This window comes from Planococcus sp. PAMC 21323 (genome assembly GCF_000785555.1).
In the GTDB taxonomy this organism is placed as follows: domain Bacteria; phylum Bacillota; class Bacilli; order Bacillales_A; family Planococcaceae; genus Planococcus.
In genome coordinates this window covers 2,167,321-2,179,391 of sequence record NZ_CP009129.1, presented here as the reverse complement: position 1 = coordinate 2,179,391, position 12,071 = coordinate 2,167,321, and the positions used below count along the sequence as shown (strand labels likewise).

13 protein-coding genes are annotated in these 12,071 nt (G+C 38.2%); 9 read left to right on the top strand and 4 right to left on the bottom strand.

What is annotated here, in order from left to right:
- Window positions 1-8 precede the first annotated feature (8 nt).
- A complete protein-coding gene (locus PLANO_RS10980; protein ID WP_038704489.1) occupies window positions 9-1,085 on the top strand; it encodes a glycosyltransferase family 4 protein in 1,077 nt (358 codons plus the stop codon).
- A 146-nt stretch (window positions 1,086-1,231) separates the two neighbouring features.
- On the opposite strand, the gene PLANO_RS10975 is transcribed toward PLANO_RS10980, so the two are convergent.
- Both PLANO_RS10975 and PLANO_RS10970 read right to left on the bottom strand, forming a co-directional pair.
- Window positions 1,232-2,266: an LCP family protein gene (locus PLANO_RS10975; RefSeq protein WP_038704488.1), complete on the bottom strand. Its 1,035-nt coding sequence runs from the start codon at window positions 2,264-2,266 to the stop codon at window positions 1,232-1,234.
- Between the two features lie 167 nt (window positions 2,267-2,433).
- Window positions 2,434-3,069: a YigZ family protein gene (locus tag PLANO_RS10970; protein ID WP_038704487.1), complete on the bottom strand. Its 636-nt coding sequence runs from the start codon at window positions 3,067-3,069 to the stop codon at window positions 2,434-2,436.
- A gap of 155 nt (window positions 3,070-3,224) precedes the next feature.
- On the opposite strand from PLANO_RS10970, the gene PLANO_RS10965 reads away from it, so the two are divergent.
- Together PLANO_RS10965 and PLANO_RS10960 are read left to right on the top strand one after the other, a co-directional pair.
- Window positions 3,225-4,370, top strand: coding sequence for a sensor histidine kinase (locus tag PLANO_RS10965; protein WP_038704486.1), 1,146 nt, complete (start codon window positions 3,225-3,227; stop codon window positions 4,368-4,370).
- A gap of 27 nt (window positions 4,371-4,397) precedes the next feature.
- On the top strand, window positions 4,398-5,072 hold the full coding sequence (locus PLANO_RS10960; RefSeq protein ID WP_008431348.1) for a response regulator transcription factor: 675 nt from the start codon (window positions 4,398-4,400) through the stop codon (window positions 5,070-5,072).
- 530 nt (window positions 5,073-5,602) lie between these two features.
- Here PLANO_RS10960 and PLANO_RS10955 read toward each other — a convergent pair.
- A complete protein-coding gene (locus PLANO_RS10955; protein ID WP_038704485.1) occupies window positions 5,603-6,211 on the bottom strand; it encodes a 3'-5' exonuclease in 609 nt (202 codons plus the stop codon).
- Window positions 6,212-6,343: 132 nt separating this feature from the next.
- Between PLANO_RS10955 and PLANO_RS10950 the strand changes: the two genes are divergently transcribed.
- From PLANO_RS10950 to PLANO_RS10930, 5 genes are all read left to right on the top strand, one after another.
- On the top strand, window positions 6,344-6,922 hold the full coding sequence (locus PLANO_RS10950; protein WP_038704484.1) for a DUF4440 domain-containing protein: 579 nt from the start codon (window positions 6,344-6,346) through the stop codon (window positions 6,920-6,922).
- 101 nt (window positions 6,923-7,023) lie between these two features.
- On the top strand, window positions 7,024-7,857 hold the full coding sequence (locus tag PLANO_RS10945; RefSeq protein ID WP_038704483.1) for a DegV family protein: 834 nt from the start codon (window positions 7,024-7,026) through the stop codon (window positions 7,855-7,857).
- Between the two features lie 40 nt (window positions 7,858-7,897).
- Complete coding sequence (locus PLANO_RS10940) at window positions 7,898-9,220, top strand: ATP-dependent helicase ComFA (RefSeq protein ID WP_052124312.1); 1,323 nt, start codon at window positions 7,898-7,900, stop codon at window positions 9,218-9,220.
- A 1-nt stretch (window position 9,221) separates the two neighbouring features.
- Window positions 9,222-9,878 (top strand): ComF family protein, encoded by a 657-nt coding sequence (locus tag PLANO_RS16195; RefSeq protein WP_231554716.1) that lies wholly within the window; start codon window positions 9,222-9,224, stop codon window positions 9,876-9,878.
- 28 nt (window positions 9,879-9,906) lie between these two features.
- Window positions 9,907-10,254 carry a PilZ domain-containing protein gene (locus tag PLANO_RS10930; protein WP_038704481.1) on the top strand — a complete coding sequence of 116 codons (348 nt, stop codon included), beginning with the start codon at window positions 9,907-9,909 and terminating at the stop codon, window positions 10,252-10,254.
- Between the two features lie 214 nt (window positions 10,255-10,468).
- On the opposite strand, the gene PLANO_RS10925 is transcribed toward PLANO_RS10930, so the two are convergent.
- Window positions 10,469-11,176: an SDR family NAD(P)-dependent oxidoreductase gene (locus tag PLANO_RS10925; RefSeq protein WP_038704480.1), complete on the bottom strand. Its 708-nt coding sequence runs from the start codon at window positions 11,174-11,176 to the stop codon at window positions 10,469-10,471.
- Window positions 11,177-11,303: 127 nt separating this feature from the next.
- Between PLANO_RS10925 and hpf the strand changes: the two genes are divergently transcribed.
- The gene (gene hpf / locus PLANO_RS10920) at window positions 11,304-11,867 is read left to right on the top strand and encodes a ribosome hibernation-promoting factor, HPF/YfiA family (protein WP_038704479.1); all 564 of its coding nucleotides are present in this window, start codon (window positions 11,304-11,306) and stop codon (window positions 11,865-11,867) included.
- The last annotated feature ends 204 nt before the right edge of the window (window positions 11,868-12,071 follow it).

The following is a 12,071-nucleotide window of genomic DNA, read 5'->3' as shown; positions in this document are numbered from 1 at the left end:
GGGAAGACATGCTATACCTCATGATGGTCTTGGCATTTATTGCTTCGATTGTGCTAACACCGATTGTTAAACGCATTGCCTTTCGTGTAGGAGCAGTCGACCGACCAAATTATCGAAAAGTTCATGCGAGGATTATGCCGCGTTTAGGCGGGTTGGCCATTTTTGGTTCATTTTTAATCGCATATTTCATATTAAAACCTCAAGATCCAATTTCAAATGCTATTGAAGCTTCATTTATACCAATCGAAACAGCGATCATTATTGGCGCGTTATTGATTATTATTACAGGTGTACTAGATGATATGTATGAGATTAGTGCCAAATTGAAATTAATTGGACAATTAGTAGCCGCTGGAATAGTCGTTGTTGGCGGCGGCCTTGAAATTTCTTTTGTCAATTTACCTTTTGGAGGAGTCTTGGATTTCGGATACTTTAGTATTCCGTTAACGATTCTTTGGATTGTTGGAATTACGAACGCCATTAATTTAATTGATGGTTTAGATGGTTTAGCTGCAGGTGTATCAACTGTTGCTTTACTAACTTTAGCAGCAATGGCTTTTATTATGGGTGATGTTTACGTTATGTCTATGGCCGCATTATTAGCAGCGAGTACATCAGGATTCTTAGTTTATAACTTCTATCCCGCGAAGATTTTTATGGGAGATACAGGCGCATTATTCCTAGGGTTTATGATTTCAGTATTGGCCTTGATGGGTTTTAAAAACGTAACAGTTGTCGCGTTAATCATTCCCATTATTATGTTAGGTGTTCCGATTTCAGATACGTTTTTTGCAATTGTCCGTCGAGTACGGGAGAAAAAATCGATTTCTGAAGCGGATAAATCACACCTTCACCATTGTTTATTAAATATTGGTTTTTCACATAGTCAAACGGTGTTAATCATATACGGCATTGCAGCGTTGTTTGGCTTAGCCGCATTGTTGTTCTCTCAGGCAACTTTATGGGGAGGCATCTTGCTAATAGGGGTAATGCTACTCGCCATAGAACTTTTTGTAGAGGTTGTCGGATTAGCAGGAAAGAATTATCGTCCTTTGTTAAATTTAGTACGATTAATTGGTAAGTAAAAAGAGTAAATTTGAAGCATATGCTTCAAATTTACTCTTTTTTTTTGAGAAATAGGATGAAGCTATTTCGGGGGAAGTAATTTGGATAAAAAAATACCCCGAAAGTTAGATTTGAACTCTAACATTAAGGGGTCACTACCTATTCACTATGGTGTTTTTATATCTTCAGTTTGAAAGTCTGCAATTTCTAAATTTGTTTCCACTTGGGTTAAATTCGATGTGTCAGATTTTAATCCAAGATGACTTTGTAGAATGTCTTGTATTTCTGTCAATGATTCTTCTTTAAGCTTGTAATAGTAAATTCCTGTAGACATATCATCATAGCCATCAAGCGTTATCATCTCTATATCTGGCTTACCGTTTTTAGCATATTCAAACAACGAGCTTATGTTTTTAAAAGAGAGATCTGTTTTCATGTTGTCTCCGACTGCTTGAAAAACATCTCCGTACTTTGCGATAGAGCCAACTGATAAAGCTCTGTTCATAATGGATTCTAGTATCGCCTGTTGACGTTTCCCACGTTCGATATCGTTATCATAATGTCGAGTTCTTGCAAGAGCAAGTGCCTCACTGCCGTTGAGAAATTGGATTCCTTCTTTTAATTCGATTGCATCTTGTGAGTCATTTTCATCTTGTTCAGTAATATCGTATGGCACTTCGACCTTAATCCCGCCGAGAGCGTCAACAACTTCGATAAATGCATCAAAGTTCATCCGAAGATAATAATCAACCGGAACTTCTAATAGATTTTCAACACTTTCAATAGTAGAACTTGGACCATTATAAGCATAGGCATGAGTAATTTTATCTTCTTTTCCACTATCAGGAATAAAAGTATATGTGTCGCGTGGGATACTAACCAGTTTAATTGATTTGTCTTCATTGTTTAAAGTCGCAAGGACTAGTGCGTCGGATCTAATATTGTTGTTGCTTTGATTACGTTCCTCGCTATCATCTACACCAATAAATAAAATGGAGACATTATCCGTTAGTGGCTCAATGTCCTCATTTAAGTTGCCGACTGGTTCAAAGGCGGTATCAACAGCAGTTTCCGCTTTTTTGATTAAATATATACCATATGCAGAAACACAAATAAGTAAAGAAGCAGCTAAGGTAGCAATTATTATAAGGATGGTTCGTTTCTTGTCGTTTTTAGTTTCCCGATGATATTTCCGGTTCATGTAATTGCTCCTCTATGCATTATAGGATGGCCGAGTTCTTAGGTCAGATCAATCCGCTTTTCTATTTGTATGATGAGTTTTTAACTCCATTTAGTAAGGTGATTATTTCATTTTTCTGTGCTTTTGATATTATACAGTGGTTTGGGGAATGCGTAAACGAAAACAATTCAAGGTAATTTAAATTCGAGGAATTGACTGTCAACAATCCTAATCTGTGCCTGTCCATTTGTTAATCCGTTTATCCATTCGATAAATTCTTTTTCTTTTTCAATAGGGACATAAATATACAGGTCTACCCCTTCAGTGTATTCTAAGTGATCAAGTGGAAAGGGTGACTGGCGAATTTCATTTTCAAGCTTTCCAAGCCATGTGTAGTCAATAGAAGTCTTTATAAGATGATGCATCTTTCTGTCAACTATTCCAACTGATGAAAGTGCGGAAGACACGGCTTTGCCGTATGCTCTTATCAATCCGCCACTGCCGAGTTTGATACCACCGTAATAACGTGTAACAACCACAACAGTATCTTTTAATCCCTGCTTTTTTAAAACTTCGAGCATGGGAAATCCAGCAGTGCCACTTGGTTCACCGTCGTCATTTGCCTTTTGAATTGAGTCGTGCTCGCCAATCATGTAAGCTGAACAATTGTGGGTAGCAGTTTTATGTAGGAGTTTTATAGAATCGATAAATGCAATGGCTTGCTGTTCAGTTTCAGCCCGTGCAACATGCCCAATGAACCTAGATTTTTGGATAAGTATTTCTGCACTGCCAGAATCACCTACAGTTGTGTAATTTTCTCGCAATTTAACTCCTCCTGTTGTAAAATGAAATCAGATAATTTGTAATGTATATTTAACATTGACTTGCGTATATAGTGATATACTTATTACAACCGACAAGGTATAAAGAAGCAAGTCATATACCTAGACACAGTCAGTAAAGCTAAGGCGGTTTTAAAATGACAAAAAAAATCAGTGGAAATGCACCTGATTCTATTTTTGATGCGATGGTTGCAGGAATGGAACAGGCAAAACAAGATATTTTCGTCATTAGTGAAGAAAGTCGCCAAAGTTATGAAGAGATGAAAAATGAACTAGAAGATGTTCGTGTGGAAATTTCAATTATTGTTGAAGCAGGTGATCTTTTAGAAGAAAAAACGCGTGCAGCTAGAAGGCGTTTAGCAGAAGTGTCTCAGTTTTTCAGCTCTTTTACAGAGAGTCAAGTGCGTCAAGTATACGAACAGGCAAACGCTCTTCAATTAGAATTATCCCTAAATCGAAACGAAGAAAAAAAATGTCGTCAAAAACGGGATAAGTTGCAACGGCGGCTTCAAGTGTTACTTCAAACGATTGAACGAACAGAACGTTTTGTCAATCAAATAAATGTCGCTAGTAGTTATTTGACTTCAGATTATGAAGATGTCGACGAAGCTATCGACAAGAATAAGTCATTTCAAGATTATAGCCTCCGTATTATCGAGGTGCAAGAAGAAGAAAGAAAAAGATTATCTAGAGAAATTCATGATGGACCAGCTCAGATGATGGCGAATGTTCTGCTTCGTTCTGATCTAATTGAGAGAACGTATCGCGAAAAAGGTCCTGAACCTGCATTTCAGGAAATTACTTCATTGAAAGACATGGTAAGACAAGCATTAACTGAAGTGAGAAGAATTATTTACGATTTGCGACCTATGACTTTAGATGATCTTGGACTTGTACCAACTTTAAGGAAGTACGTGGACACAATTGAAGAATACAATAAAGATATTAATTTACAGTTTCTTTCAAGCGGAAAAGAAGTTCGGTTGCCTAATAATTATGAAACAACCATTTTCCGCCTCGTTCAAGAGGGAATATCAAATGCAATCCGCCATGGCAAATCGAATGACATTACAATAGAGATGAAATGGCTAAAGAACCAAGTGCAAATTATAGTTACAGACAATGGTGCGGGTTTTGATCAAGGTATTGTGAAAAATCAGTCTTTTGGATTAACAGGCATGAGAGAACGAATTGAGTTAGTCGAAGGCAAATTGATTATCAATTCCTCACCTGGTAACGGAACGATATTAATGTTTCATATACCTTTTAAAAAGGGTATGTAAGTTAGGGTAATCGAGGAGGACGACATAATGACAAAAATAATTATCATTGACGATCACCAATTATTTCGTGAAGGTGTAAAAAGAATTTTAGATTTTGAAAGTTCGTTTGAAGTCGTTGCTGAAGGTGGCGACGGTGGCGAAGTTATTAAATTATACGAAGAAAACAGACCGGATGTAGTTTTGATGGATATCAATATGCCACAAAAAAATGGTGTAGAGGCTACAGCGGAATTGATTGCTCAATTCCCTGACGCTAAAGTCATTATGCTGTCGATTCACGATGATGAGTCGTATGTAACTCATGCTTTGAAAACCGGTGCTTTAGGTTATATGTTGAAAGAAATGGATGCAGATGCTATTATTCAAGCGATTAAAGTGGTAGCAAAAGGTGGATCTTATTTACACCCTAAAGTTACGCGCAACTTGGTAATGGAATTCCGTCGTTTAAGCGAACGTGAAAACAAAGGTTCTTTCCATCAAACGGAAATTCGTCGCCCATATCACCTGTTGACAAAACGCGAAAGCGAAGTACTTCAACTATTAACAGACGGTCAAAGTAATCGTGTGATTGGTGAAACCTTATTTATCTCTGAAAAAACAGTCAAAAACCACGTATCAAGTATTTTGCAGAAAATGCAAGTGAATGACCGAACTCAAGCAGTTGTAACTGCTATCAAAAATGGTTGGGTTGAAGTTAGATAATAAAAAATGAGGAATTTGCCTTTAGGCAGATTCCTCATTTTTTTGTTTATTACTGTTGAGCGATTTCTATCGAAAAATGTCACTCCAGCTGTGCGGCTGAAAAGATGCTGCTCCGCTGAAGTGTCTTATGCCCGTCGAATCTAAGACGGCTGCTTCCGCTTTTCTATTTCCAGGCTCCAGCGCCTAGCTCCTTGGGACATAAGCCAGACCAACTGCGTGGCAAAGAACGCCACACTGCTGGTCTGTCTTATGCCTGTCGGAGCTGAACAGGCACTTCCGCTTTTCTATGTCCAGGCTCCAGCGCCTAGCTCCTCGGGACATAAGCCAGACCAACTGCGTGGCAAAGAACGCCACACTGCTGGTCTGTCTTATGCCTGTCGGAGCTGAACAGACGCCTCCGCTTTTCTATGTCCAGGCTCCAGCAGCCAGATTCTAGGGTCATAAGTCACTCCAGCTGTGCGGCTGAAAAGATGCCGCTCCGCTGAAGTGTCTTATGCCCGTCGAATCTAAGACGGCTGCTTCCGCTTTTCTTATAACCTGTCGTAGCAGTATTGATAGATGGCTGCAGTTGCTAAGCAATCGCCAAGTGCATCGTGGGCATCGTGTTCGAGTTTTAAAAAGGCGGTCAAGGTTGTTAGTTTGTGATTAGGTGTTTGCGTGATCGCTTTTCTTGCTAAACGAACGGTGTCTATTACTGTGTATTCGGGAATCGGTGTAATGTCTTCAAGCGCATAGAGAAAACCCATATCAAAAGGTGCGTTGTGTGCAATAATCGGCAACCCATCAATAAATGCAACGAGCTCGGGGGCAATTTCTTCAATAACTGGCGCATTTTCTACATCTTTATTGGTAATTCCAGTTATACGAGTAATGGTACTAGAAATAAAACATTGAGGATTGACCATTAAATACATTGTGTCTTTCCGCTCATGGTTCATGTATTTAACGGCACCGATTTGAATGATTTTATCATTTCCTGCACGTAAGCCAGTAGTTTCAAAATCCAAGACTACATAGTTTTCTACCTTTTGCATACTTGATTTATATTTTTTAGGTTGTGCAGTTTGTTTCCGGCGCCACTGTGGACGTGTTTCTTTCATTTTTTGTTCCAGAATTTGTCGAGCATCTCTTTTTTCCAAATGAGCCCCTCCTTTTATGTATGTACTAGTGTATCGCAAAATAGAAAAAAATTCCGTTTTGACAGATGACACAGTTTCTTCATTGTATTCGCTATCTCCCTATGGCAAAATAAAGCGCAGGAGGAATGCATGATGAAAAAAATGTTATTAGCGATTGGTATTATTGTAACGCTCGCTGCATGTTCGGATTCCGATGAGTCTTCAGTCAATGAAAATACGGTTGAAGATGGAAATGCAGCTAATGAAAACAATGCGATCGATCACGGCATTGTTGAAGATAAAGAAGAAAAGAAAAAAGATGTTGGTTTTACTGTAGATGATGAAGGTAATATTATAGCAGCGGAAGTACCAGAAGAGCCGGCTAACGAATTATTTGCTGCTTATAAAGAATATATCGCGGCATTTAACTCTGAAGATATTGATCGTTATATGAACACGATTGCACAAAACCCTGATGGATTTGATCGGGAAGAAGATAAAGAAGCTTTAACTCAAGCTTTTAAAGCCTATGATAGTGTATATGAGACAAGTGATGAAACCATCGTAAAATACGAAGAAAACCGCGCCGAAGTTTTTGCTGCTTTAAATGTGAAAATGAAAGCTGCAAATTCCGATGATGCTATCGAACAGTCGGCCCGCCAAGTAGTTGTTTTTAAAAAAGAAGACGATGAATGGAAAGTAAGCGGCGTGCATCTCGTTGGCGATCAATAAAAGTCTTCCGCGTGTTGCGGGGGCTTTTTCATTTAGTCTTTTTTATTTATGTCATTTCCATGGTAAATTTTGATAAACTAAGAGAGGAGGCTGATTTATTAATGAAAATAGTAATTGTAACAGATAGTACGTCTTATTTACCGAAAGAAACACTAGAAAAGCTCGATATTCATACGATTTCTTTGGAAGTCACTTTTGGAAATCAATCTTTTAAGGAAGTTGATTTAATAGTAGAAGAATTTTATCAAAAATCTAAGGAAGAACTTCCAAAAACTTCACAGCCATCATTAGGCGAATTCGTTAAATTATATGAGCAACTTTCAGTTGACTATGATGAGGTTATTTCCATTCATTTATCAAGTGGCATCAGTGGAACGTATGCAGGTTCAATGCAGGCAGCTGAAATGGTAGGTGGCGTAAAAGTTTATTCGTTCGATTCTGAGTTGGCGTGTGCATTGCAAGGATTTTATGCAGTAAAGGCAGCCGAAATGGCTAAGGATGGAGCAAGTGCTCAAGAAATTTTAGCCGAATTACATGAAATGAAAAAAACATTGCGTGCATATTTCATGGTTGAAGATTTAAAGCATTTGCAGCGTGGAGGACGATTATCCGGTGCACAAGCTTTAGTTGGAGGGATGTTACAAATCAAACCGATTTTACATTTCCAAGACAAAGTTATTGTTCCATTTGAAAAAATTAGAACACGCAAAAAAGCGATGAATCGCATAGTTGGCTTATTAAAAGATGCGAGTAAAGATGATAAAAAGCTAAAAGCAACAGTCATACATGCAAATCGGTTGGAAGAAGCCAAGCAGTGGCAAAAAGAATTGCAAATTAGTTGCCCGCATGTAGAATTTGAAATTTCATGTTTTGGACCAGTTATTGGTACACATTTAGGAGAAGGAGCGATGGGTCTTGGTTGGGTAGAAAAATAATACCTGCTAAGGCTTTTTCTCTATCGAAAGGTGGTTGAAAATGAAACAATTAGAAGAATTTCTAACGGGGAGAATATGGCATAGAGATTTTATGCCTGTCCCAAAAGAGCAAGTAGAACAAGCGATATTAGATGGCTCCATCAGTACTCGTTTCGGAATTACAGACGAAAAACAATGTATAAGATGCCTCGAACAATCAACTGGAAAAATAGTTTCATTTTATTGCGATGCATGCAAACAAATTTGTCATTATTGTCGGCATTGTATCAAAATGGGGCGCATCAGTTCTTGTACAGAATTGCTTACGTGGGCGCTTCCCTCAACAAATCTTCTTCAAAGTCATTCATTTAGTTGGATTGGCAACTTAACTCCCCTACAACAAAGAGCCTCACACGAAATTCAACAAAGTATTCTACAGAAAAATGATCATCTTCTTTATGCAGTTTGCGGAGCGGGTAAAACTGAGTTATTGTTTCCCCCAATCTTTGAAGCTTTAAAAATGGGGTTGCGTGTTTGTCTTGCCGCCCCCAGAACAGATGTAGTATTAGAATTGACTCCACGATTACGTGAGGCGTTTCCGACCACCACTATTCATAGTTTATATGGAGATGCTCCTGCAGAACTGGGTTTTGCGCAGTTGGTAATTGCAACGACACATCAATTGTATCGTTTTGAAAATGCTTTTGATGTCATGATTGTAGATGAGGCAGATGCGTTCCCTTATTCCTATGAAAAATCATTAAAAAGAGCTGTAGTCAAAGCAAAGAAAAAAGATACCCCAATTGTGTATGTCTCGGCAACACCTTCAAATCAGTTAGTAAAACAAGTAACAAATGTATCCCAAATATTTAAGCGATTTCACGGACATTCATTACCGGTTCCGAAGTTTGCGCCTTTATGGAGATATAATCAAGCGTTTGCGAAAGGGCAAATTCCTAAGAAATTATCCGTGTGGGTTGATGAAAAACTAGCTAAAGAAGAACCATTCCTCTTATTTTTTCCGACAATCGATTTGATTGAACAAGCAATTGTCATTTTTCAAAAAAAGTATCCAACTCTCGAGGCCGTGCATTCACAAGATGCAGATAGAAAAGAAAAAGTCATGAAGTTACGTCATGGAGAAATTCCAGGGTTGTTAACGTCTACCATATTAGAACGTGGTATTACGATACCGAATTTACAAGTTGCAGTGGTAGGCACAGAACAAGCTATTTACGACGCTGCAGCATTGATTCAGATTTCTGGCCGAGTAGGTAGATCGAGTGATTATCCAACTGGTGAAATCATCTTTTTCCATGATGGTATAACACGACAAATGGACAAAGCTAAAAAAAAGATTATTTCCTATAACGGGGGAGTATAAGATGAATTGTTATTTATGTGATCGATGTATACCACTTCAGGTAACTTGGAGAAGTATCTTTTTTAATGAACGGCAAGAAGTCATTTGTTTACGATGTCAAACAGAGTTTGAACGGATAGAAGCAGGTTGTCCGATTTGTAGTACAGTCGGAGCCGAGAAGTGTCCTGATTGTTGTGAATGGGAAAAAACAGAATATGCAGGGCTGATTGATTCTGGAAAAAGTTTATATCGTTATAATCCTGCCATGAAAGAATACTTGCATCGTTATAAGTTTTTGCAAGATGTTGTACTGTCTGAAGTGTTTGCGAAAGTGTTAAATGAGGAATTACGAAAGACGAAATCAGTGGTTGTGCCCATACCGATGAATGAAGAAAAGCTAAAGCAGCGTACGTTTTCTCAAGTTGACCGCATACTCGATGCCGCGTCAATTCCCTACACGCATATCCTTGGGAAACGTGAAATTGGTTTAGGCGGAAAATCAAAAGTTGAACGAATTGCTATGCAAGATGTTTTTTGGTGGAACGGACAACCTGTTCCGGAAAAAATCTTATTGTTTGATGATTTATACACAACTGGTAGCACACTACGTTTAGCTGCAAAAGTATTAAAGGATAATGGAGCAAAAGAAATTAGTACATTAACCCTTATTCGTGCTTAATAAATAAACGACATTAGGAGTGATAACCGTGTTTTACAAACGATTAGAAAGTTTTCGGTATACATTTGGAACACCTCCCGAAATAACAATGAAGATAAAGAATGCAAGCGGTGACATAATAATTTATTCATTATTACTTGATATCTCTCCAAAAGGAGCCAAAGTTTTTACTGAAAAGGAAATCGAAATGGTAGACGAATTCGTGCGTTTGAAGTTTATCTTAAATCACGAAATAATTATCGCAGACGCTAAAATTGCTTGGAAAAATCAGTATGAGGAAGGCTGGCTATATGGCGTTGACTTCGAGCGCAATCCCATTAAAGAAATGCTAATCTCCAATGAAATTAGAGAATTAAAGGAAATCGAAATGCATTAAAAAAATCGGCTTTAGGGCGATTTTTGTTTGTTTTTTTAATGAGATAGTGTCTTATGCCCGTCGAATCTAAGCGGCTGCTTGCGCTTTTCTTATTGTCTAGCTCCAGCAGCCAGATTCTAGGGACATAAGCCCCTCCAGCTGTGCGGCTGAAAAGATGCCGCTTCGCCAGAGTGTCTTATGCCCGTCGAATCTAAACGGCTGCTTCCGCTTTTCTTTAGTGTTCGTATATCATTTTTCTTGTCATGCCACCGTCGATGTTTAGGCATTCTCCGGTAATAAATGAATTTTGAGGGTTGCTTAAGAATAAGCAAGCACGAGCAACGTCGGCAGGTTCTCCGACACGCCCACTCCAATGTTGTTGATGATCGACATCACGTAAGTCTTCGGGCTGTCCAGTATGAATCCAGCCTGGGGCAATTGAATTCACACGAATTCCTTGTTTACTGAATGTGGCAGCTAAAGAGTGCGTAAGCGCATATATACCACCTTTTGACGCCGAATAGGTTTCTGTGTTTGGTTCTGACATAAATGCCCGGGTTGAAGTCATGTTGATGATTGAACGTATGTCTTCTGTCATATAGCGAGCTGCTTCTCGACTGCATATAAAGACACTTTTTAAATTAGTGTCTAATACGTGATCCCATTCTGTTTCATCGATGTCCCAAATAGACTTAAATTTCGAAATGCCTGCATTATTAATCAATGCATGGATCGCTCCATGATCTTCATGAATTTGTTTAAATACTGAGATGACCTCTTCGAAATTACCAACATCGCATTTGCGATACTCCACATCTTTAATTTCAACAATTTGAATGTCTAATCCAATCACGCGAGCTCCTTCTAATGCGAAATGACTGGCAATACTTTTGCCAATGCCGTTAGAGGCACCTGTTACGACTATCGTTTTATTGGTGAACATTGTCATCAACTCCTTGTGTTCTTATCTTACCTGTAAAAAAAGTTTTTAAAACTTTTTTAGTTTTAAGAAGGAAAGTTAAGGGAAAGTATAGAATTGTATAGATAGCACAATAGAAGGAGGAGTTAATATGTTGCAATTCAACATTAGAGGCGAAAATATCGAGGTAACTCCCGCAATACGAGACCATATCGAAAAGAAAGTTGAAAAAATCGAAAGATATTTCACTGACGGAGCAAATGCTACCGCAATGGTCAATTTGAAAACTTATAATCACAATCAAACTAAAGTGGAAGTTACGATACCAATGAAAAATTTAACATTACGTGCAGAGGAACGACACGATGATCTGTACGCGGCTATAGATTTAATCGTTAGCAAATTAGAACGTCAAATTCGTAAGTATAAAACAAAAGTAAATCGCAAATTCCGTGATCGAGATGGAATGGGAGTGTCTTTTGCAGTTGCTGAAAATGACACGCGTCAACAAAGTGATTCAGATGAAGAAGACTTTACGATTGTTCGTACAAAGCAATTTGACCTGAAACCAATGGATGAAGAAGAAGCAGTATTGCAGATGAATATGCTTGGACATTCATTCTTTGTTTTCACAGATGCAGAATCGAATGAAACTAATATCGTCTACAAACGTAAAGATGGAAGTTACGGTTTAATCGAAACTTCTGCAAAATAAAAGAGGTTGGATTCCGTCCAATCATTTAAAAACGAAAGCCTCTCGATTCGAGAGGCTTTCGTTTTGTCTTTGTGTAAAGACTTCTAATGGTAAGTGGTGACATCCAATTAGTTAAAGTGAAACCTCTCTCCATTATTTGCACCGATTTCTGTGCAGTGTTAAAATAAATAGTGAGAATTTTTTTGACCTGATTGAATTGGATTA